Source organism: uncultured Cellulomonas sp., assembly GCF_963527515.1.
Lineage (GTDB): Bacteria > Actinomycetota > Actinomycetes > Actinomycetales > Cellulomonadaceae > Cellulomonas.
In genome coordinates this window covers 14,989-35,630 of sequence record NZ_CAURTV010000003.1, presented here as the reverse complement: position 1 = coordinate 35,630, position 20,642 = coordinate 14,989, and the positions used below count along the sequence as shown (strand labels likewise).

Sequence of the window (20,642 nt, the reverse complement as noted above, 5' to 3'; positions counted from 1 at the left end):
GGTGCTGCAGGCCCGCACTACGGTCGCGTGGTGAGGTTCACCAGGATCACGGACCGCCTGCCCGAACCGCAGAGCTATCTGCTCGCAGGACTGCCGCGCCCGGACGATCCCGTGCACGGGCACCTGCAGGGCGATCCGACGGCCAACACGGTCGGGCGCAAGGTCCCGGCGATCACCCCCGGCGGCCGTGCCCCGACGTCGACCACCGTGGTCGATGCCGAGTCGACACCTGTCGGGATCCTCTGGTCACCGTCCGGGCAGTACCTGACCCGCCCCGTGCACCGCAGCGTCACCGACAAGGACGTCCTCGACGTCGAGCGTGGCCGTCTCGGCCTGACCGAGCTCGAGGTCGACCCGCGATCGCGCCGCGCCAGGTCGTGGGAGCCCCCTGCCGACCCTGTCGACCTCGCCACGGCACGCCTCGTGACGATCGACTTCTCCGTCATCCTGGCCGGCCTGGAACCTCGCCACTTCGCGCCCGACGACGCCCTCTTCGTGAGCACGGCGATCGCGATCGAGAAGGCCGTCGTCGCCGAGCGGTGGCGGGACAGTGACGGGCAGTGGTCGCACGCGATCGGGTTCCGGCCCTGGGACCTGACCGTCCCGGTCGCCGTCGACAACGCGGTGCTCCGGATCTACGCCCAGCTGGTGTCGGCGGCCTGGCACCTGCCCGACCTCGACCGCACCGACCTGCTGTGCGCCGCCACCGCGATCGCGTACCAGGCCCCGATGTACACGACCAAGCCCGACGCCTACAGGCCGCTGCGCAACGGGCTGCGGGTGCTCGCCTACGGCAAGGTCCGCGACCAGTCCGCTGGTCTCCCCCCGGCCGGGGACGCGGGCGGGCTCACCGCCGTGCACGCCGTGGCACGGGCACACCGAGCCGGGGAGGCGTTCGGGATGTCGACGACGATGGCGCTCGTCAGCGCCATGTCCGCCCCCGAGGAGCTCGCCCGGCTCGTCGTCGACATCCTGGAGACCTCGGACGCGGACCGGTCGTGGCACGTCGGGGTGCTGGAGTGCGCGCAGGCCCTCGCGCCGGCTCTCGCCGAGGTGCACGACCTGCACGACGACCTCATGACCGCGGTCGCGGTCCTGTCCTCGCCGCTCGACGCCCCCGAGTCGCCGGCCGCGCTGGCCGCTCTGGGGCACTGGGGCACGTGGCCGCGAGATGCGGACGACGAGATCCTCGGCGACATCGAGGACGATCCCACCGGCCCGGCGTCGCTCGCGTGGTACGAGGTCTTCCTGCGCATGGCCCGCGTGCCGCCCGACGTCGTCGACGCCGAGGTCGCCGCCGTCCGTGCGGGCACCGCGCACCCGTCGCGCGAACGCATCAACCAGCTGTCCGTCGGCTGACCCGGATCTTGCGGACCGCCGCGCCCTACAGGTCGAGGTGCAGCCGGAGCGCGTCGTTCAGCGCGTGCATCGTCGACTCCGCCACCGTGCCGACCTGCCGGACGAACCGACGCACGTCGATGCTGCGGACCTGCTCGGCCTGCGCTTTCGAGTCACGGTCGAGCCCGCTCTCCCGAGCGGTGACCAGGACCTGGAAGGCCAGGACTCGGGCGGTGTTGCTAGTGAGCGGCACGACGGTCACCACGCCATGACCGGCCGAGAAGGCACGGGCCGCGGAGACCGCATGTCCGACGATCACGACCGGCCGGACCTTGTTGGCCTCGGCTCCGCGCGTCGGCTCGAGGTCGACGAGCCAGATCTCTCCGCGGCTCATCGCGTGACCGACAGTCCGTCTCCCGTGGCGACATCCCACACGTCGGCCTCACCCGACTCCTCCCACTCGGCGAACGCCAACGCGTAGTGGTCGCTGAGCGCCCGCTCGCGCAGGAGCTGCAGCGCGTCGCGCAGCGCCGAGGAGCGCGTCGCACCGGCATGGCTCCTGACATAGTCGTCCAAGAGATCGACATCGCCCTCGGACAGGCTCACACTCAGCTTCATACCCGTGATGCTACTGCGGGTAGCATCACCATGGCCACCTCACACCCGCGCGCGTACTCGCCGCGGGTGGGGCGGCTCCGCCGCGTCGAGCAGGCCGGTGGCCGTGATCTCGTCGACCACGAGGTCCGTCACCACGCCGGCGCGCAGAGCGGCCAGCAGCGGCGCCACCTTGTTGTCGCCGGCCACCACGCAGACGCGCCGCGGGATCCGCTGCAGCTCCACGGGGGTGGGGCCGGTGGCGCGCTCGTTCAGGTGCACGTCCTGCCAGGACCCGTCGGCGCGCAGGAAGACGGTGCACACGTCGCCGACCACGCCCTCGTCGTGCAGGTTCTTCACGTCGGCGTCGTCCAGGTAGCCCGCCGAGTACACGTGCGACGGCACCGCGCCCGCGACCGCACCGACCGAGAAGACGGCGATGTCCGCGCGCCGCTGCATGTCGAGCACCCGGCGTACCGAGCGCTCACGCCACATGGCCGCCTTGGTGTCGGGGTAGTCGAAGAACGCGGGCACCGAGAAGTGGTGCACGGCTGCGGCGAACGCGGTCCCGAACGTCGAGATCAGGTCGCTGGCGTACTCGATCCCGCTGGTGCGCATGTTCGCGGCACCGTTCAGCTGGACCACCGCGGAGCCGCGCGTCGGCTTGGGGGCGAGGTACCGGGACACCGACGCGAGAGTGGTCCCCCACGCGACGCCGAGCACCATGTCGGAGTCGAACCACGAGGACAGCAGCCTGGCGGCCGTGATCGACACCTGGTCGAGCCGCTCGATGTGGCTGGCGGAGTCGGGCACGGGGACCACGTAGGTGTCGATGCCGAAGGTCGCCGCGATCGTCCGGCCGAGGCCCGGTGCACGGGTGCTCGCCGGGCGCAGGGTGATCTCCACGAGGCCAGACTGCCGGGCGCGCTTGATGAGCCGGGAGACGGTGGACCGCGAGGTGCCGAGGTGGCGTGCGATGACCTCCATCTTGATGTCCTGCAGGTAGTACATGGACGCGGCCCGCAGCACGTCCTGCTCGCGCTCGACGTACATGGCATCCCCCTCCCGCTCGCGGCCGATCGTGCACATATGTGCACCGCGGTTGCGCGTTCGTTCGCCTCATGACGACGATAGCCAGCAAGCCCGTACCGGGCGAGCGGGGCAGATGCGACACAACGGAACCACCGGGGGTACACGGATGAGGACGGCGCCGCTCACGGCCCAGGCACGACAGGACGCACTCGACGCGATGCGCGGCAGTGCCGAACGCGGGAGCGAGCTCGACGTCCTGGTCATCGGAGGCGGCGTCACGGGCGCCGGGATCGCCCTCGACGCGGTCAGCCGGGGCCTGTCCACCGCGATCGTCGAGGCCCAGGACTGGGCCAGCGGCACGTCCAGCCGGTCCAGCAAGCTGGTGCACGGCGGCCTGCGCTACCTGCAGATGCTCGACTTCCACCTGGTCCGCGAGGCCCTGACCGAGCGGGACCTGCTGATCAACCGCCTGGCGCCGCACCTGGTCAAGCCCGTCAGCTTCCTGTACCCGCTGGAGAACCGCGTCTGGGAGCGGGCCTACGTCGGCGCCGGCGTCGCGCTCTACGACACGCTGGCCTCCGTCACCGGCTCCCGGCGCGCGCTGCCCATCCACCGCCACCTGACCCGCAAGGGCATGGAGCGGCTGTTCCCCGACCTGCGCCACGACGCCGCGATCGGCGCGGTCCGGTACTGGGACGCGAGCGTCGACGACGCCCGCCTGGTGGAGACGCTGGTCCGCACCGCCGTCAGCTACGGCGCGCACGCCGCGTCGCGCACGCAGGTGATGGACCTGCAGACGACGACCGGCGGCGCGGTGACCGGCGCCGAGGTGGTGGACCTGGAGACCGGCGAGCACATCGACGTCCGGGCACGGTCGGTCATCAACGCCACGGGCGTGTGGACGGAGCAGACCGAGGAGCTGGCCGGGGCCGAGGGCGGCCTGCGCGTGCTGGCCAGCAAGGGCATCCACATCGTCGTGCCGCGCAGCCGGATCTCCGGGGACGTCGGGCTGATCCTGCAGACCGAGAAGTCGGTCCTGTTCATCATCCCGTGGTCGCGGTACTGGGTGATCGGCACCACGGACACCCCCTGGGAGCAGGAGCTGGTGCACCCCGTGGCGACGAGCGCCGACATCGACTACGTCATCGAGCACGCCAACGCCGTCCTGTCCCGGCCGCTCACGCGCGAGGACATCATCGGCACGTGGGCAGGTCTGCGCCCGTTGCTGCAGCCGCAGGTCAAGGAGGGCACCAGCTCCGCCAAGGTCTCGCGCGAGCACACGGTCGCCTCCCCCGCCCCGGGCTTCACGGTCATCGCCGGCGGCAAGCTCACCACCTACCGCGTGATGGCCAAGGACGCGGTGGACTTCGCGATCGGCAGCCGCGCGACCACGCTGCCGTCCATCACGCACGACCTGCCGCTGGTGGGCGCCGAGGGGCTGCAGGTGTTCCAGCGGCAGGCGCGGGCGATCAGCCAGCGGTACGGCTGGAGCCGGCCGCGCATGGACCACCTGCTGCACCGGTACGGCTCTCTGCTGGGCGAGCTCATCGACCTGGTGGACGCCGACCCGTCGCTGGCCGAGCCGCTGGAGCACGCCGAGGCGTACATCCGCGCGGAGGTCGTCTACGCCGCGAGCCACGAGGGCGCGCTGCACCTCGACGACGTCCTCATGCACCGCACGCGGCTCAACTACGAGCAGGCGGACAAGGGCGTCGGCGCCCTGGAGGAGATCGCGGACCTGGTCGCACCGGTCCTCGGCTGGGACGCGCACACGCGCAGCCGGGAGATCGAGGCGTACCGCGCCCGGGCCGAGGCCGAGGACGCCGCCGCGCAGGAGGTGGACGACGCCGAGGCCGAGAAGGTCCGCCTGCGCGTCCCCGACGTGGCGCCGATGCTCTCGGACCAGCCCGCCGACGCCGGCACCAAGCCGGGATCGCCCGCCGGGAAGGGGTCCTCCGGACCCGTCGGGACCTGAGACTCCCCGCGGCCATCCGCGGGGTGCACGTGACAACGACGTCCGTCAGAAAGGGTCGACAGTGGACTTCACAATGGGAGACGCCTTCATCTCGGAGGTGATGGGGACCGGCATGCTGATCCTCCTCGGCGCCGGTGTCGTCGCGAACGTCATCCTGCCGAGGAACAAGGGCTTCGACGGCGGCTGGCTCCTCATCAACTTCGGATGGGGTCTTGCCGTCTTCGCGGGTGTGTACGTCGCGTACAAGTCAGGGGCGCACCTCAACCCCGCCGTGACGATGGGGCTCTGGACCAGCGGGGCCGACGAGTTCGCGCCCGGCATCGAGGTCTCGGCGGTGAACGGCTTCCTGTACGTCGTCGCACAGATGGCCGGTGCCGCACTGGGCGCCGCCGTTGCGTTCCTCGCCTACAAGAAGCACTTCGACGAGGACGCCGACCCGGCCACCAAGCTCGCGGTCTTCTCGACCGGCCCGGCGATCCGCTCGTACGCGTGGAACTTCGTCACCGAGGTCATCGCCACGTTCGTCCTGGTGTTCGTCATCCTCGCGTTCGGCAAGACGCCGGCCGAGATCGGTCCGCTCGCCGTCGCGCTGCTGGTGGTCGGCATCGGCGCCAGCCTCGGTGGCCCCACCGGGTACGCCATCAACCCCGCACGTGACCTCGGTCCGCGCATCGCCCACATGCTCCTGCCCATCAAGGGCAAGGGCTCGAGCGACTGGGCCTACGCCTGGGTGCCGGTCCTCGGCCCCCTCGTCGGCGGCGCGATCGGTGGCCTGGTGGCCGCCGCGTACATCGTCTGACGCCCACCACAGCTGTCCCCGTCCGGACGGCGTCCACCAGCGTCGGTGCACGCCGTCCGGGCCGCCCCTGAACCACCGGAGGAGCTCTCACCATGCCCGACACCCAGTACGTCCTGGCCATCGACCAGGGCACCACCAGCACCCGCGCCATCGTGTTCGACCACTCCGGCCAGATCGTCGAGTCCGGCCAGATCGAGCACGAGCAGATCTTCCCGCGCGCCGGGTGGGTGGAGCACGACGCCGAGGAGATCTGGCGCAACACCCGTGAGGTCGTCGGCCTGGCGCTCACCCGCGCCAACCTGACGTACCGCGACCTGGCCGCGGTCGGCATCACCAACCAGCGCGAGACCGCCGTGGTCTGGGACCGGACCACCGGCAAGCCGGTCTACAACGCGATCGTCTGGCAGGACACGCGCACGCAGAAGATCGCCGACGAGCTGGGCGCGCTGGGGGGCGGCGCCGACCGGTACAAGGCGAAGGTCGGCCTGCCGCTGGCCACCTACTTCTCCGGCCCGAAGATCAAGTGGATCCTCGACAACGTCGAGGGTGCCCGGGCCAAGGCGGAGGCCGGCGACCTGGCGTTCGGCAACACCGACTCCTGGGTGCTGTGGAACATGACCGGCGGGGTGGACGGCGGCGTGCACGTCACCGACCCGACCAACGCGTCGCGCACCATGCTGATGAACCTCGACACGCTCACGTGGAACGAGGAGATCGCCGCCGACATGGGCATCCCGCTGTCGATGCTGCCCGAGATCCGGTCGTCGTCCGAGGTGTACGGGAAGGGCCGCGAGGGCGGCATGGTCCCGGGCGTCCCGATCGCGGGCATCCTCGGCGACCAGCAGGCGGCCACCTTCGGGCAGGCCTGCTTCGAGGTGGGCATGGCGAAGAACACCTACGGCACCGGCAACTTCATGCTCATCAACACGGGCACGGAGCCGATCCCCAGCAAGAACGGCCTGCTGACCACCGTCTGCTACAAGATCGGCGACCAGCCGACGGTGTACGCGCTCGAGGGGTCGATCGCGGTGACCGGCTCGCTGGTCCAGTGGCTGCGCGACAACCTGGGGATCATCAAGGCGGCCCCGGAGATCGAGGACCTGGCCAAGACGGTCGACGACAACGGCGGCGCCTACTTCGTGCCGGCGTTCTCCGGCCTGTTCGCGCCGTACTGGCGTTCCGACGCCCGCGGCGCCCTGGTCGGCCTGACCCGGTTCGTCAACAAGGGGCACATCGCCCGGGCCGCGCTCGAGGCCACCGCGTTCCAGACCCGTGAGGTGCTGGACGCCATGAACGCCGACTCAGGCGTGGACCTCGCCGAGCTCAAGGTCGACGGCGGCATGATCGCCAACGAGACGCTCATGCAGTTCCAGGCGGACATCCTCGGCGTGACGGTCATCCGGCCGAAGGTCGCCGAGACCACGGCTCTCGGTGCGGCCTACGCGGCCGGCATCGCGGTCGGGTTCTGGAACGGCGAGCAGGACGTCATCGACAACTGGGCCGAGGACAAGCGCTGGGAGCCGACGATGGACGCCGACGAGCGCGACCGGCAGTACCGGTTGTGGAAGAAGGCGGTCACCAAGACGTTCGACTGGGTGGACGACGACGTCAGCTGACCCGCCGAGCAGCGGAGGGCCGGGACGCGACCAGGCGTCCCGGCCCTTCGTCGGTTAGCCTCCAAGTCGTCCGTCGACACCGGGGAGGGAGCGTCGCGTGGTCGTCTCGATCAACCCTGACGGCGTGCTGGCCATGAGTGCCGCCACGCTGCTGGTGGCGCAGAACCTGTCGACGGAGGCCGTGACCCTGCAGGCCGAGATCGACGCCGTGGACCACCTCGTCGGACGGCGGCCCGTGTTCACCGGCCGCGTCGACGCCACCGCCGGCGACCTGGCCGAGCTGGCCGGCTGGGCGCGCGAGCTGGTCATCACCTACGTCGACGACGAGCGCCCGATCCAGCAGCTGGCGACCATGGGGTTCTGGCTGCCGGACTTCAGCAAGCTCGGCTGGGACGGCGAGCTGACCGCCGGGGAGAACCTCGACAAGACCGTGCGCTCCGACGAGTTCGGGGCGTTCATCCTCGGCACCGCCGGCGCCCTGATGGACCGGTACCGCCGGTTCTCGCTGTACGTCCCGCGCGAGGGTGCGCCCCTGCCGTCGCTGAACCTGCCGCGACCCGACGTGCAGTGGCGCGGCAAGCCGTTCGTCACCCTGCCCAACGGCCTGGTCATCCCGCAGGGCAGCACGGCCGACCCCGCGGTGCAGCGGCTCGCCGCGCTCGCGGACGACTGGCACCAGCCCGGCAGGCCGACCCTCGTCACCAACCCCGGGTTCGGCCGGCCGCCCACGTGGGCGCGGGTGGGCGGCAGGACCCTGGGCGTCCTCGGCGCCGGCCTGACCGTCTACGACTCCTTCATGACCCAGTGGGAGCAGGACTCGACGTACCACCCCGAGTACAGCACCGGACAGCGGTGGGCGAGCGCCGGGTACAACGCCGTGACCGAGGGCGGCGGCGCGGTCGCGGGCGGGATCGTGGGCGCGCAGATCGGTGCGACGGTCGGCTCGTTCATCCCGATCCCCGTGGTCGGCACGCTCGGCGGCGCGCTGGTCGGCGGGGCGATCGGGGCGTTCGTCGGCAGCAAGGCCGGCAAGGCGGTCGGGACCGGGCTGAAGGAGGGCGCCGAGTTCGTCGGCGACAAGATCGGGGACGCGTGGGACTCACTGTTCGGCTGACCTCCGCGGCTCTCCCGGACACCGGCGCCACGCTGTCGGGTCCCGGCCTCGTCGTCGGTGCCGTCTGCGCGGTGCTGTTCCTCGTGCTGGGCCTGGCCAACTACGCCGGGTACTTCCGGTTCGTCGCGACCGCCTACATCCTCAGCCCGTACGTGATCCTGGCGTGCGCCTGGCTGGGCGGCGGCGCGCTGCTCGTGCTCGCGGGCGTGTGGTTGCTCGGCCTCGGCCCGGTCGTGGCGACCGTCGCCGGGATCGTGCTGGCCGCGGTGGGCGCGCTGGCGTGGGTCGTGGGGCTCGTCGGACTCGTCTGGCTCCCCCGGCGACTGCGCCCGCGGTGGATGTGCGATCTGCTGGACCGGCGCCGGGCCGGCGAGGACGTCCAGGGAGGGGTGTGGCGATGAGCGAGCCGACGACCGTGAGCGCCGAGGGCGTGAGCCTGCAGGTGCCCGACGGGTGGGAGCGCGTCGAGGCGCCCGGACTGACCGTGGGGATCGCCGGACCCGTCGGGACTGCCACCGCCGACGGGACCCAGTTCCGTCCGTCACTCACCGCCATCGTCGTCGACGCCGCCCCCGACGCGGACATCCGCCTGCTCGGCTCGGAGGCGGTCGCCGCAGCGCGCCTGGTCTCCGACGACGTCCACGTGCTCGCCTACGACCTGTGGCCGCTGCCCGACGGCACCGCCGGACGCCGCCTCGAGATCACCCTCGAGCAGGGCGGCATCCCGCTCTGCGTCCGGCAGTGGATCGCCCTGCGCGACGGACGCGTGATCACCCTGACCGGCACGTGCGACGTCGCCCACCTGCTGGCGGGCGGCCCGATCATCGAACGGCTGGCCACCCAGGCCCTCGCCGCCCAGGAGACCCGATGAGCGCCACGCTGCCCCGCCTCGACCCCTATCTCGTCTCGATCGGCGAGGAGCTCGAGGACCTGTCGCGCATCGCCGGCTCCCAGCCGTTCCGCAGCACCGGCCCGACGCTCCCGCGCGAGGATCTCGAGGTGCTCGTCCGCGCTGCGTCCGCGCGGCTGCGCAAGGTCCGCGCCACGCCCACGCTGGTCGAGGCCGGGCTGATGGACGACTCCGGCCCGACCGACGACGGCCGCACGGTCGCCAGGATGCTCAGCGGCTCCCAGGCACGCCTGCGGGTCGAGTCCGGCCGCGGCCGCGCCCCCCTGACCCTGGACGTCTACCTGGCCGACGGCCGCGCGCTCGCGATCGCCACCTCCTCGCCCGCCGCCCTCGCCGACGTGCCGCACGGCGACACCATCCTCGAGGTCGCCGGCTCGGTGGGACTGGACCTCGTCGACTCGTCCGCCGTGCCGGCGCTCGTGGCGTCCTGGGTGGGGCTCTCGCCGGCCTGGAGCCTGGCGACGACGCCGGAGGCGATCCTCGAGGAGACGGTGCTCACGCGCGTCGACGAGCCGGAGACCCCGCCCCCGCCCGGGGCGGACGCCCACCTGCGGCACGTATGGGGCCAGCCCTGGTACCTGTGGACCCTGCAGGCGAGCGGGAACGAGTACGGCCTGGTCGTCGTGCGGGCCGGTGCGGCCGGGCAGTTCCTGCTCACCAGCTCCGACGAGCCCGGTCACGTCGGGTTCGTCGCCGTCCCCGCCGCCCAGCTGTGGGCGCACCTGGTCGAGCAGACCGCGACGGCGGTCCGGTCGGCCTGAGTCAGGCCGGGGGCACGGCCGCAGCCTCGAGGTCGGCCGCCTGCTGGTCGCGCAGGACCGCCTCGGCCTCGCAGTCGTCGGCGAACCGGTCGACGTCGCGGCCCACCTGCGCCAGGTCCCCGGTCGCCGTGACCAGCTCCTCGGCGTACCGGGTGGCGTGCGGGGACTTCCACAGCGTCTCCGAGGGCAGCGGGTACCGCTCCTGGAGGGTGCGGAGGTCGTCGTCGAAGGCGTAGCCCTTGGCGCGGATGCTCAGGGCGGCGGCGCGGAGCTGGCGGGCCTGGTCGCGCAGGACCTCGGGATCGGGCACGTCGAGCAGACTAACCGGGCTGGTCGCCTGCCGCCGTGTGGGCGCCGTGCGCCGCGTGCGCGCCCTGGTGGGCGTCGGCGGGCACCTCGTCGACCGGGGCGTCGGCGGCGTGCGAGCCACCGTGCTCGGGTCGCTCCAGCGCGGCACCCTCGATGTCGACGTTCGGGATGATCCGGTCGAGCCAGCGCGGGATCCACCAGGCCGACTTCCCGAGCAGCGCCATGGCCGCCGGGATCATCGTCATCCGGACCACGAGCGCGTCGAACAGGATGCCGATGGCCAGCGCGAACGCGATCGGGGAGATCTGCGCGGACCCGCTGAACACGAAGCTGGAGAACACCGAGATCATGATGAGCGCGGCCGCGAGCACCACGCGGGCGCCGTGCGCGAACCCGAGCCGGACGGACGTGATCGGGTCGGCGCCGTGCACGTGCTCCTCGCGCATCCGGGACACCAGGAACACCTGGTAGTCCATGGCCAGGCCGAACAGCACGCCCACCAGCAGGATCGGCAGGAAGCTCAGCAGCGGGCCCGCCGAGTCGACGTTGAAGATGCCGGAGAGCCAGCCCCACTGGAACACCGCGGTCGTGGCGCCGAACGACGCGGCGATGGTCAGCAGGAACCCGAGCACGGCGGTGACCGGGACCAGCACCGAGCGGAACGCGACCAGCAGCAGGACGATGGCGAGCCCCACGACGATGAGCAGGAACAGCGGGAACGCGTCGGCCAGCTTCTCGGTGATGTCGATGTTGGCGGCGGCGGCGCCGGTCACCCACAGCTCCGTGCCGGTGGCGGCCTCCAGGTCCGGGCGGGCGTCGCGCAGGGCGTGCACGAGGTCCGCCGTCTCCTGCGAGTCGGGGGCGCTGGTGGGGATGACGATGACGAGCGCGGCGTCGGCCCCCTCCGTCGCGCCGGGGGCGGCCACCGGGGCCGCGTAGGCGACGTCGGGCAGCGCGGCGACCGTGGTGGTCACCTCGACGACGGCGTCGGCCAGCGAGGACGGGTCCTGCGCGGCGTCGACGACGACGACGAGCGGGCCGTTGAAGCCGGGGCCGAAGCCCTCGGCGAGCATCTCGAACGCCTGGCGGTCGCCCGACCCCTCCGGCTCGCGGCCGGCGTCGGGCAGGCCGAGGCGCAGGCTCAGCGCGGGCACGGCGATGGTGAGCAGCACGGCGGCGGCCACGAGGAGCGTCACGATCGGGTGCGTGGTGACGAACGCTCCCCACCGGTTGCGGGCCGCGCGGGAGTGCTCGGCCTGCTTCAGCGCCCGGCCGCGCGGACGCAGCCGCTCGCCGGCGAAGCCCATGATCGCGGGCAGCAGGGTGAGCGCCACGGCCACCGCGATGACGACCGTGGCGGCGGCGGCCAGACCCATGGCAGACAGGAACGGGATGCCGGTGACGGTCAGCGCGGCGAGCGCGATGACCACGGTGGTGCCCGCGAACCCGACGGCGCTGCCGGCGGTGCCGACCGCTCGGCCGGCCGACTCGAGCGGGTCCATGCCCTCGGCCAGCTGCTGGCGGTGCCGGGAGAGCAGGAACAGGGCGTAGTCGATGCCGACCGCCAGCCCGAGCATCAGGGCGAGGGTCAGGGTGGCCGACGAGATCACCGTGACGCCGGACAGGGAGAGCACACCGGCCACGCCGATGCCGACGCCGAGCAGCGCCGTGAGGATCGGCATGCCTGCGGCCAGCAGCGACCCGAAGGTCACGACGAGCACGATGAGCGCGACGACCAGGCCGATGGCCTCCGTCGGGCCCGCCAGCTCCAGCGGCGCGGTGAACGGGCCACCCGACAGGGCGACCTCGTACCCGTCGGCCTCGAGCGCGTCGGCGGCGTCCTCGAGCACGTCGGTCGTCGCCGTCGGGACGTCCTCCATGCCGACCGTGAACTGCACGTCGACGTACATGACGCTGCCGTCGGGCGCGACCGCCTGGTTGCTCACCGGGTCGGACACCCCGGCCACGTCGGCCGCCTGCGCGACCGGCCCGATCGCCGTCAGGACGTCCTGGATGCCGGTGCCCGCCAGGAACGACTCGCCCTCCGGCACACCGACGACCACCCGGGCGCTGGACGGCTCGTCGGCGTCGGCCGCCTGCGAGGAGCTGCTGGACCCCACTCCCGCGGCCTGGTCCCCGAGCCGCTCGGCGACGAGCGCCTGGGCCCGGTCGGACTCCGTGCCCGGGATGGAGAACGAGTTCGAGAGGTTGAGCCCCGAGGACACCGCGCCGAACGCGGCGGCGGCGAGCACCAGCAGCCACACGACGAGCACGATCCAGCGGTGCTTGTAGCTTCCCCGGCCCAGACGGTCCAGCACGCGTGCCATGTTCACTCCTTGGTCGACGCTCGAGGATACCCGACACCTGTCGGTTAGTGACGATGGCATCATGTGACGCGTGACGCACCAGGACGATGACGCTCGGGTGGATCCGCGAGTGCTGCGTACGCGGCGGCTGCTCCAGGATGCCCTGATCTCGCTCGCACGCGAGCGGAGCCTGGACGAGATCTCGGTGGCCGACGTCGCCGAGCGCGCCACCGTCAACCGCAGCACGTTCTACCAGCACTACCCCGACACGGACACGCTGCTGGCCGACGCGCTCGACGCCCAGGCCGCGCTGGTGGGGGCGGACCTGACCGAGATCCATCCCGGCACGGGTGCCGACCAGACCCCGGACGTGCTGGTCCGGTACGCCACTCACGTGGCGGAGAACGTCGGCCTGTACCGCACCGCGCTCGGCGAGCACGGCTCCCCCGTGGCGGTTGCCCGCCTGCGCCGGCGCATCGCGGCGCTGGCACGCGAGGGGCTGGAGCTGCACGGCATCCCGCCCGCGCTCGCCGGGATGCCGCTCCCGGTCGCGGCGGCCGCGCTGGCGGGGTCGGTCATCGGCGTGCTGGTCGCGTGGCTGGAGCGCGACCCGCTGCCCCCGGCGACCGACGTGGCGTCGTGGGCCTGGTCGGCGGTCAGCGGCTGGCCCTCGGAGCGCTGACCTGGCCTACCCCGCACGACGTCCCCGCGGTACGGGTGCTCGTCAGGTGAAGTAGGCGCCGCCGTTGACGTCCAGGACCGTGCCGGTGACGAACGCGGCGCCGTCGCCCGCGAGGTACACGACGGCCTCGGCGACGTCGTCGGGGGTGCCGGCCCTGCTCAGCGGCGAGGCGGCCACCGCAGCCCGCTGCGCCGGCTCGGGGGTGTGCGCCGCGTGCAGCGGGGTGCCGGCGACGAACCCCGGCGCCACCACGTTCACCGTGATCCGGCGCGGTCCGAGCTCGCGCGCGAGCGCCCGCGTGAACCCCTCGAGCGCCGCCTTGGCCGTGGCGTAGGCGACCATCCCGGTGCCGCCGCCGCTGCGTGCCGCCTGGGCGCCGATCGTGATGATCCGGCCACCGTCGGGCATGACCGCGAGCGCGGCGCGGCTGGCGTAGAACGCGGACGCGAGGTTGAGGTCGAGCACGCCGTGCCAGTGGGCGTCGTCCATGGCGGGCACGGGACGCCGCTCGACCGGTCCGCCGACGGTGCTGACCAGGATGTCGATGCCGCCGCCGAGCGCCGCCGCTGCGTCGCTGACCGCCTTGTCGACGTCCCAGCTGCGCCGCAGGTCCACCTGGAACGACGCCGCGGTGCGCCCCTCGTCCTTGATCTCCGCGACGACGGCGGTGGCGTCGTGGGACAGGTGGGTGATCGCCACGTCGGCCCCCGCCCTGGCCAGCGCCAGCGCCGTCGCACGTCCGATCCCCGATGCGCCGCCGGTGACGAGGGCACGACGGCCCCTCAGCGCGTCCTCCAACGTCCCGACCTCCTGTGGCTGGTGGTGAGCGCACCGTACGGGAGCCGCTTCCTCCCGCTCAACACCCCGATGTCCGAATCATCCGGATGCCGGGCTGTCGGCGCGCCCGGGTAACGTCCTGCCCCATGCGTCTGGCCACCTGGAACATCAACTCGATCCGCGCCCGCACCGACCGCGCGCTCGCCTTCCTCGAGCGCACGGGGGTCGACGTGCTGGCCCTGCAGGAGACCAAGTGCAAGGACGAGCAGTTCCCGCGGGAGGGGTTCGAGGCGCTCGGGTACGAGGTGGTGACCGCCGGGCACAGCCAGTGGAACGGCGTCGCCCTCGTGTCGAAGGTCGGCATCGAGGACGTCGAGGTCGGCTTCCCGGGGATGCCCACGTGGGGGGACCCGGCGGTGGCCGAGGCCCGCGCGCTCGGCGCCACGTGCGGCGGCGTGCGCGTGTGGAGCCTGTACGTGCCCAACGGCCGCGAGCTCGGGGACCCGCACTACGCGTACAAGCTGGACTGGCTGGCCCGGCTGCGGGACGCGGCCCACGGCTGGCTCGCGGCGGACGCCCACGCGCAGGTCGCCCTCGTCGGCGACTGGAACATCGCCCCGCTGGACACCGACGTGTGGGACATCGGCTTCTTCGCCGGCCGCACGCACGTCAGCCCGGCGGAGCGGGAGTCGTTCACGGCCATCGCCGACGCCGGCTACACCGAGGTCTCCCGCGTCCACCTGCCCGCCGAGCACACCTACACCTACTGGGACTACCAGCAGCTCCGGTTCCCCCGGAACGAGGGCATGCGGATCGACCTGACCTACGCGACGCCGGCGCTCGCCGCGCGGGTCAGCGGCGCGACCGTCGAGCGCAACGAGCGCAAGGGCAAGGCCCCGTCGGACCACGTCCCCGTCGTGCTCGAGATCGCGGACTGAGGTGAGCGGGCGCGCGCGGGTGATGTCGGTGGGAAGACCGGTCTGCCCGGGGGCTCGGTGGGCTAGGTTGCGCGCATGAGCAACGAGCCTGGGGGGCCGGCTCCGGTTCCCGACCCCTACGCCGTCCCCGAGCCGACGGCGACCGCCCCGGTTCCGGCCGGCAGCTACGAGCCGGTGGCGCCGAGCGGCTACGAGGCGGTGCGGACCCCGGTCGGCGAGACGCAGCCGATCCCGCCCCAGGGCGACGCGGCGTCCCCGTACGCGACGCCGACGCCGGGCGCCGGTGACACCGCTCCGGTGTACGGCACGCCGCAGTACGGGGCCCCTCAGTACGGGGCACCTCAGTACGCCGCACCGCAGTACGCCGCACCGCAGTACGGGGCGCCGCCGCAGTACGGAGCACCTCAGTACGGAGCGCCGCAGTACGGGGCCCCTCCCGCGTACGAGCAGGGTGCGCCGCCGTACGGTGCCCAGCCGTACGGGTACGGGCAGCCCTATGCCGCCCCGCCCACCGAGGGCATGGCGATCGCCTCGTTCGTCACCAGCGCGGTCGGGCTGTTCTTCCTCGGCGGCCTGTCGGGGCCGGTCGGCCTCGGCCTGGGCGTCGCCGCCCTGCGCCGCATCAAGGTCTCCGGCAAGGCCGGCCGCGGCTGGGCGATCGCGGGCATCGCGGTCGGCGCCGTGGGCATCCTGTGGCTGCTGGCGATCATCGCGTACGTCGTGTTCATCTTCGCGTTCCTCGCCGGCTCGGGCGGCTCCTCGTCGTTCTGGGAAGAGATCGAGCAGGGCGTCGAGGAAGGCTCCGGCCCCACCTCCGACTCGGGGTCGGACTCGGCGCTCCCCCCCTTCACGCTGCGGACCGACCTGGCCGTCGGCACGTGCCTGTCCACCTACGCGTGGGAGTACGACATGGCGGACACCGAGCCCGTGGACTGCGCGGTCCCGCACGAGGCCGAGGTGGTCGGGCTGATCGAGATGTCCGGACCGGTCACCATGGACATCGAGGACGAGTTCGACAGCGCGTACAACGAGGCCTGGGACGCCTGCGACCAGCTCACGGAGAGCCTCCTGCCGGACTACTTCTCCGCCGGCAACATCGAGCTCTACTACCCGCACCCGGACGACTTCGCAGCCGGCGCGACGTCCGGCTACTGCGTGTACTACGCCGACGACGCGGGCGTGACGGGTTCGGTGACCGCCCGGACGCTGCAGCTCGCCGCACTCGGGACGCAGTCCTGAGCGACGAGTCGTACCGCTACCCGGAGCCGCACTACGCCCCCGGGTGGGTGGAGCCGCGCGCGCGGCTGGAGCCGACTGCCGTGTGGTCGCTGGTCACGGGCCTGCTCGCCCTGGGTCCGGTCGCTCTCGTGCTCGGGGTCGTCGCACTGCGCCGGACCGCGTCCCGGCACACCCGCGGGCGCGGGATCGCGATCGCGGGGGTGGTGCTGGGCGTCGTGGGGACCGTGGCGCTGCTCGCCGTCGTGGCGGCCGTCGTCCTCACGACGCTGGCCACCAGGCCGCTGCCGACGGACGTGGCCGAACCCCGCGACGCCCGCGCGCAGCAGCTGGTCACCGGCAGCTGCGTCGCGTCGATCCCCGAGGACGGGCCCGTCGGCTCTGTGCGGGTGGTCCCCTGCGCCGACCCGCACGAGGCGCAGGTGGTCACGCTGTTCGCGTTCGCCGAGGACGCCGTCTGGCCCGGCCAGCAGGCGGCCGACGCCCGGGTGGCCCGCGCGTGCGTGCTGGACGAGAGCGAGGTCACGGCCGGCGTGCGGACCGTGACCTGGTCGCCGACCGAGCAGTCCTGGGCCGACGGCGACCGGGTCGGGCTCTGCCTGGCGGTGGTCGACGGCGGAGGGGTCACGGGCTCGTTCCTCGACGGTTCCGCGGAGCTCCCCTGACCGACTCTTACCACGTGGTAAGAATTGGGCTATGGTGGCGGGCAACGAACCCCAACGAGGAGGTACCCCGCGATGACGCAGGTCTTCGACGTCGAGCACGTGCTGGCCCAGCTGACCCTGGAGGAGAAGGCGTCGCTGACGTCCGGCTCCGACTTCTGGCACACGCAGGGCGTGCAGCGGGCAGGCGTCCCGGCGGTCATGGTCACCGACGGCCCGCACGGACTGCGCAAGCAGCCGGAGGAGGCCGACCACCTGGGGCTCGGCAACTCCGTCCCGGCCACCTGCTTCCCCACCGCAGCCGCGCTCGGTTCGTCGTGGGACGTCGGGCTGGTCACCCGCGTCGGCGAGGCGCTCGGCCGCGAGACGCGCGCCAACGACGTCGCCGTGCTGCTCGGTCCCGGGGTGAACATCAAGCGCACCCCGCTGTGCGGCCGCAACTTCGAGTACGTCTCGGAGGACCCGGTGGTCGCGGGAGAGCTCGGCACCGCGATCGTCCGCGGCATCCAGAGCCAGGGCGTCGGCACCTCGCTCAAGCACTTCGCCGCCAACAACCAGGAGTCGGACCGCATGCGCGTGTCCGCCGAGGTCGACGAGCGCACGCTGCGCGAGATCTACCTGCCGGCCTTCGAGCGCGTGGTGAAGAACGCCCAGCCCTGGACCGTGATGTGCGCCTACAACAAGGTCAACGGCACGTACGCCTCGGAGAACCACTGGCTGCTGACCGAGGTCCTGCGCGACGAGTGGGCGTTCGAGGGGCTCGTCGTCTCCGACTGGGGCGCCGTGCACGACCGCGTCCCGGCGCTCGCCGCCGGCCTGGACCTGCAGATGCCCGCCGCCGGCCCGCGTCCCGACGAGGAGGTCGTGGCCGCCGTGCGGGACGGCTCGCTCGACGAGGCCGTGCTCGACGTCGCCGCGCGACGGGTGCTGGACCTGATCGCCAAGGCGCTGCCCGGCATCGAGGCCGACGACTCGTTCGACGTCGACGCCCACCACGAGCTGGCCCGCGAGGCCGCGGCCGCCGGGTCGGTGCTGCTGAAGAACGAGGGCGGGCTGCTGCCGCTGGCCTCGACCGAGGGCGTCGCCGTCATCGGCGAGTTCGCCCGCACCCCCCGCTACCAGGGCGCCGGCTCGTCGCAGGTGAACCCGACGCGGCTCGACGCCCCGCTGGACGCCCTGCGGGCAGTCGGCGAGGTCGCGTTCGCGGCGGGCTTCACCATCGCGGGCGGGCCGGCCGGCGACGACGCTGCCCTGCAGGCGGAGGCCGTGTCGGTCGCGCGCACGGCGAGCACCGTCGTGGCGTTCCTCGGCCTGCCCGGGCCCGACGAGTCCGAGGGCTACGACCGGCCCCGGCTCGGGCTCCCCGACAACCAGGTGGCGCTGCTCCGCGCGGTGGCCGAGGTCAACCCCCGGGTGGTCGTCGTGCTGGCGAACGGCTCGGCGGTGAGCATGACCGACTGGCGCGACCTCGCCCCGGCGATCCTGGAGACGTGGCTCGGCGGGCAGGCCGGCGGGTCGGCCGTCGCGGACCTGCTGCTCGGCGTCCGCAGCCCGTCCGGCCGGCTCACCGAGACGATCCCGCACCGCATCGAGGACACCCCCGCGTTCGGGAGCTTCCCCGGAGAGGCCGGTGTCGTCCGCTACGGCGAGGGCGTCCTGGTGGGCTACCGCTGGTACGACACCCGCGCCATGGACGTCGCCTACCCGTTCGGTCACGGCCTGTCGTACACGACCTTCGGCTACTCCGACGTGACGGCCACCGCCGAGGGCACCGACGTCACCGTCACCGCCACGATCACCAACACCGGGTCCGCCGCCGGCGCGGAGGTGGTGCAGGTCTACGTCCGTGACCCGCAGGCCTCCGTCCTGCGCCCGACGCGCGAGCTCAAGGCGTTCACCAAGGTGGCGCTCGAGCCCGGCGAGTCCCGCGCGGTGTCGTTCACCCTCGGTGCGCGCGACCTGTCCTACTGGCACCCCGGCCTGCATCGCTGGGTGGTCGAGGGCGGCCAGTTCGTGATCGAGGTCGGTGCGTCGTCACGCGACCTGCGCGGGTCGGTGTCGCTGGAGATCGAGGGTGAGCCGCTCTGGGGCGAGCTCACGCCGATGTCCACCATCGAGGAGTGGCTGGCGCACCCCGTCGGTGGTCCGCTGCTGCAGGCCGCCCTGGTGCCGCCGACCGACATGGGCCCGCTCGACGAGACCATGGAGGCGATGATCCAGCAGATGCCGGCCAAGGTGATCGCCGACTTCGGCCTCTCGGGCTTCGACCGCGAGACGCTGGACACCCTGGTGGCCAAGGTCGCCGCGGGCTGACGGCGCCGAGCACGTGCCTTCGCCGCGAGAACGGCAGTAAATCCGCACGTTCTCGCGGCGAACGCACGTTCTCGTGGCTGGGACACTCGTGCGATGGACCTCGACGGTGTGCTGGCCGGGCTCGACGCCGCCGGGGTCTGGTTGGATCCCGGCCTGAGCGCCGACGAGCTCGCGGACGTCGAGCGGCGGTTCGGGTTCACGTTCTGCGCCGACCACCGCGACCTGCTGACGCTCGCCGTCCCCGTCGGCGACCACTGGCCGGACTGGCTCGACGACGACGAGTCACCCCTGCGCGCGCGGCTGGCGTGGCCGGTCGACAGCGTCGTCGCCGACGTCCTGGCGGGCGACTTCTGGCCGGCGTCGTGGGGTCCACGGCCGGCGGACGATCTCGAGGCTCAGGCCCGTCGGCAGCTCGAGCAGGTGCCGACGATGGTCCCCGTGTACTCCCACCGGTACCTGCCGAGCGGTACCGCGGCGCCGGGCGTGCCCGTCTTCTCGATCTACGGGACGGACGTCATCCACTACGGGTCCGACCTGGCCGACTACCTGGAGCGGGAGTTCCTCGGCCGCTCGTCGCGCGTGCCCGACGTCTCGCTCCGGGTCCCGTTCTGGTCCGACCTCGTCGACAGCGTCGACCCGGCCGACCGCTAGCTCATCCGGTCAGCAGCGCCGCGAGCTGGGCGCGCAGGGCCTCCGCCATGTCGGGGCGGTCCTCCGGGGAGTCGGCGGCGAGCAGCCACTGGATCTGCATGCCGTCCATCACCGCGACCGTGAGGCGCGCCGCCGTGCGCGGGTCGATGCCGGGCCGGAGCCGACCCTCGGCCCGAAGACGCTCGAACTCGGCGGTCGTCAGCCCGACGACCGTGCGGTAGCGGTCCTGGAAGAACTCGTGCGCGGGGTGGTCGGGCGAGGTGGCCTCCGCGGAGAGCGTCGCGAAGAGCTCGACGATCCCGGGGCGGACCGCGTTGCGCTCGACGATCCTGGCGAGGGCCTCGAAGTAGTCGTGCCCTCCGTCGAGGTCGGACTGGAACGCCGCCTCGTCCACCTCGTCACGCCGCGCGAGGACCGCCGCGAGCAGGACGGCCTTGCTGGAGAAGTGGTGCAGCAGGCCGGGGTGGGAGATGCCGACGCGCGAGGCAACCTCGCGCAGGGACGCCGTGTGGTACCCGACCTCTCCGAACAGCTGCATGGCCGCGTCGAGGATCTCCTCCCGCGTCGCGCGGCCCTTGGCGTAGCCGGCGGCGCGCGCGGTCGAGGGGGGAGCCTGCGTGGTCATGGCG

At 72.8% G+C, this 20,642-nt stretch carries 21 protein-coding genes; 14 read left to right on the top strand and 7 right to left on the bottom strand.

Annotated features, from left to right (window positions below):
• Positions 1-30: 30 nt before the first annotated feature.
• Positions 31-1,359, top strand: a complete 1,329-nt coding sequence (locus tag RYN42_RS01635; RefSeq protein ID WP_315093156.1) for a hypothetical protein — start codon at positions 31-33, stop codon at positions 1,357-1,359.
• 25 nt (positions 1,360-1,384) lie between these two features.
• On the opposite strand, the gene RYN42_RS01630 is transcribed toward RYN42_RS01635, so the two are convergent.
• From RYN42_RS01630 to RYN42_RS01620, 3 genes are read right to left on the bottom strand one after another with little or no spacing between them, the layout of a single operon-like run.
• Positions 1,385-1,732, bottom strand: a complete 348-nt coding sequence (locus tag RYN42_RS01630; RefSeq protein ID WP_315093155.1) for a type II toxin-antitoxin system PemK/MazF family toxin — start codon at positions 1,730-1,732, stop codon at positions 1,385-1,387.
• Positions 1,729-1,956, bottom strand: a complete 228-nt coding sequence (locus RYN42_RS01625; protein WP_315093154.1) for a ribbon-helix-helix domain-containing protein — start codon at positions 1,954-1,956, stop codon at positions 1,729-1,731. The genes RYN42_RS01630 and RYN42_RS01625 overlap by 4 nt, the downstream gene beginning before the upstream one ends.
• Before the next feature lie 39 nt (positions 1,957-1,995).
• Positions 1,996-2,985: a sugar-binding domain-containing protein gene (locus tag RYN42_RS01620; RefSeq protein ID WP_315093300.1), complete on the bottom strand. Its 990-nt coding sequence runs from the start codon at positions 2,983-2,985 to the stop codon at positions 1,996-1,998.
• Positions 2,986-3,130: 145 nt separating this feature from the next.
• Here RYN42_RS01620 and RYN42_RS01615 point away from each other — a divergent pair, with 145 nt between their 5' ends.
• The 7 genes from RYN42_RS01615 (at position 3,131) to RYN42_RS01585 (ending at position 10,139) form a co-directional block, all read left to right on the top strand.
• Positions 3,131-4,939: a glycerol-3-phosphate dehydrogenase/oxidase gene (locus RYN42_RS01615; protein ID WP_315093152.1), complete on the top strand. Its 1,809-nt coding sequence runs from the start codon at positions 3,131-3,133 to the stop codon at positions 4,937-4,939.
• Positions 4,940-5,051: 112 nt separating this feature from the next.
• Positions 5,052-5,738 carry an MIP/aquaporin family protein gene (locus RYN42_RS01610; protein WP_399552369.1) on the top strand — a complete coding sequence of 229 codons (687 nt, stop codon included), beginning with the start codon at positions 5,052-5,054 and terminating at the stop codon, positions 5,736-5,738.
• 92 nt (positions 5,739-5,830) lie between these two features.
• A complete protein-coding gene (gene glpK / locus RYN42_RS01605; RefSeq protein WP_315093149.1) occupies positions 5,831-7,354 on the top strand; it encodes a glycerol kinase GlpK in 1,524 nt (507 codons plus the stop codon).
• 97 nt (positions 7,355-7,451) lie between these two features.
• Positions 7,452-8,468, top strand: coding sequence for a hypothetical protein (locus RYN42_RS01600; RefSeq protein WP_315093147.1), 1,017 nt, complete (start codon positions 7,452-7,454; stop codon positions 8,466-8,468).
• Complete coding sequence (locus tag RYN42_RS01595; RefSeq protein ID WP_315093146.1) at positions 8,447-8,869, top strand: hypothetical protein; 423 nt, start codon at positions 8,447-8,449, stop codon at positions 8,867-8,869. The genes RYN42_RS01600 and RYN42_RS01595 overlap by 22 nt, the downstream gene beginning before the upstream one ends.
• Positions 8,866-9,339 carry a hypothetical protein gene (locus RYN42_RS01590; RefSeq protein WP_315093144.1) on the top strand — a complete coding sequence of 158 codons (474 nt, stop codon included), beginning with the start codon at positions 8,866-8,868 and terminating at the stop codon, positions 9,337-9,339. The genes RYN42_RS01595 and RYN42_RS01590 overlap by 4 nt, the downstream gene beginning before the upstream one ends.
• A complete protein-coding gene (locus tag RYN42_RS01585; protein ID WP_315093142.1) occupies positions 9,336-10,139 on the top strand; it encodes a hypothetical protein in 804 nt (267 codons plus the stop codon). Before RYN42_RS01590 ends, RYN42_RS01585 begins: the two co-directional genes overlap by 4 nt.
• A 1-nt stretch (position 10,140) precedes the next feature.
• Here RYN42_RS01585 and RYN42_RS01580 read toward each other — a convergent pair whose 3' ends face one another.
• Together RYN42_RS01580 and RYN42_RS01575 are read right to left on the bottom strand one after the other, a co-directional pair.
• Entirely contained in the window at positions 10,141-10,449 is a 309-nt protein-coding gene (locus tag RYN42_RS01580) for a hypothetical protein (RefSeq protein WP_315093140.1), read from the bottom strand.
• Between the two features lie 10 nt (positions 10,450-10,459).
• Positions 10,460-12,775, bottom strand: coding sequence for an MMPL family transporter (locus tag RYN42_RS01575; protein ID WP_315093138.1), 2,316 nt, complete (start codon positions 12,773-12,775; stop codon positions 10,460-10,462).
• Between the two features lie 70 nt (positions 12,776-12,845).
• On the opposite strand from RYN42_RS01575, the gene RYN42_RS01570 reads away from it, so the two are divergent.
• Positions 12,846-13,436, top strand: a complete 591-nt coding sequence (locus RYN42_RS01570) for a TetR/AcrR family transcriptional regulator (protein WP_315093137.1) — start codon at positions 12,846-12,848, stop codon at positions 13,434-13,436.
• Positions 13,437-13,478: 42 nt separating this feature from the next.
• Here RYN42_RS01570 and RYN42_RS01565 read toward each other — a convergent pair whose 3' ends face one another.
• Complete coding sequence (locus tag RYN42_RS01565) at positions 13,479-14,234, bottom strand: SDR family NAD(P)-dependent oxidoreductase (RefSeq protein WP_315093135.1); 756 nt, start codon at positions 14,232-14,234, stop codon at positions 13,479-13,481.
• A 125-nt stretch (positions 14,235-14,359) separates the two neighbouring features.
• Here RYN42_RS01565 and RYN42_RS01560 point away from each other — a divergent pair, with 125 nt between their 5' ends.
• From RYN42_RS01560 to RYN42_RS01540, 5 genes are all read left to right on the top strand, one after another.
• Positions 14,360-15,151: an exodeoxyribonuclease III gene (locus RYN42_RS01560; protein ID WP_315093133.1), complete on the top strand. Its 792-nt coding sequence runs from the start codon at positions 14,360-14,362 to the stop codon at positions 15,149-15,151.
• Between the two features lie 75 nt (positions 15,152-15,226).
• Positions 15,227-16,390 carry a DUF4190 domain-containing protein gene (locus RYN42_RS01555; protein WP_315093132.1) on the top strand — a complete coding sequence of 388 codons (1,164 nt, stop codon included), beginning with the start codon at positions 15,227-15,229 and terminating at the stop codon, positions 16,388-16,390.
• A gap of 47 nt (positions 16,391-16,437) precedes the next feature.
• Positions 16,438-17,052 carry a DUF4190 domain-containing protein gene (locus tag RYN42_RS01550; protein WP_315093130.1) on the top strand — a complete coding sequence of 205 codons (615 nt, stop codon included), beginning with the start codon at positions 16,438-16,440 and terminating at the stop codon, positions 17,050-17,052.
• 72 nt (positions 17,053-17,124) lie between these two features.
• Entirely contained in the window at positions 17,125-19,362 is a 2,238-nt protein-coding gene (locus RYN42_RS01545) for a glycoside hydrolase family 3 C-terminal domain-containing protein (protein ID WP_315093128.1), read from the top strand.
• A 93-nt stretch (positions 19,363-19,455) separates the two neighbouring features.
• The gene (locus RYN42_RS01540; protein WP_315093126.1) at positions 19,456-20,013 is read left to right on the top strand and encodes a hypothetical protein; all 558 of its coding nucleotides are present in this window, start codon (positions 19,456-19,458) and stop codon (positions 20,011-20,013) included.
• 1 nt (position 20,014) lies between these two features.
• Here RYN42_RS01540 and RYN42_RS01535 read toward each other — a convergent pair whose 3' ends face one another.
• Positions 20,015-20,638, bottom strand: a complete 624-nt coding sequence (locus tag RYN42_RS01535; protein ID WP_315093125.1) for a TetR/AcrR family transcriptional regulator — start codon at positions 20,636-20,638, stop codon at positions 20,015-20,017.
• Positions 20,639-20,642: the final 4 nt, after the last annotated feature.

What these genes read in the sequence shown, in the direction of transcription:
- RYN42_RS01610 (WP_399552369.1), top strand. Translation starts at nt 5,052, where the DNA reads ATGCTGATCCTCCTCGGCGCCGGTGTCGTCGCGAACGTCATCCTGCCG.
- RYN42_RS01535 (WP_315093125.1), bottom strand. Translation starts at nt 20,638, where the DNA reads ATGACCACGCAGGCTCCCCCCTCGACCGCGCGCGCCGCCGGCTACGCC.
- RYN42_RS01560 (WP_315093133.1), top strand. Translation starts at nt 14,360, where the DNA reads ATGCGTCTGGCCACCTGGAACATCAACTCGATCCGCGCCCGCACCGAC.
- RYN42_RS01630 (WP_315093155.1), bottom strand. Translation starts at nt 1,732, where the DNA reads ATGAGCCGCGGAGAGATCTGGCTCGTCGACCTCGAGCCGACGCGCGGA.
- RYN42_RS01585 (WP_315093142.1), top strand. Translation starts at nt 9,336, where the DNA reads ATGAGCGCCACGCTGCCCCGCCTCGACCCCTATCTCGTCTCGATCGGC.
- RYN42_RS01545 (WP_315093128.1), top strand. Translation starts at nt 17,125, where the DNA reads ATGACGCAGGTCTTCGACGTCGAGCACGTGCTGGCCCAGCTGACCCTG.
- RYN42_RS01590 (WP_315093144.1), top strand. Translation starts at nt 8,866, where the DNA reads ATGAGCGAGCCGACGACCGTGAGCGCCGAGGGCGTGAGCCTGCAGGTG.
- glpK (WP_315093149.1), top strand. Translation starts at nt 5,831, where the DNA reads ATGCCCGACACCCAGTACGTCCTGGCCATCGACCAGGGCACCACCAGC.
- RYN42_RS01575 (WP_315093138.1), bottom strand. Translation starts at nt 12,775, where the DNA reads ATGGCACGCGTGCTGGACCGTCTGGGCCGGGGAAGCTACAAGCACCGC.
- RYN42_RS01620 (WP_315093300.1), bottom strand. Translation starts at nt 2,985, where the DNA reads ATGTACGTCGAGCGCGAGCAGGACGTGCTGCGGGCCGCGTCCATGTAC.
- RYN42_RS01540 (WP_315093126.1), top strand. Translation starts at nt 19,456, where the DNA reads ATGGACCTCGACGGTGTGCTGGCCGGGCTCGACGCCGCCGGGGTCTGG.
- RYN42_RS01625 (WP_315093154.1), bottom strand. Translation starts at nt 1,956, where the DNA reads ATGAAGCTGAGTGTGAGCCTGTCCGAGGGCGATGTCGATCTCTTGGAC.
- RYN42_RS01555 (WP_315093132.1), top strand. Translation starts at nt 15,227, where the DNA reads ATGAGCAACGAGCCTGGGGGGCCGGCTCCGGTTCCCGACCCCTACGCC.
- RYN42_RS01615 (WP_315093152.1), top strand. Translation starts at nt 3,131, where the DNA reads ATGAGGACGGCGCCGCTCACGGCCCAGGCACGACAGGACGCACTCGAC.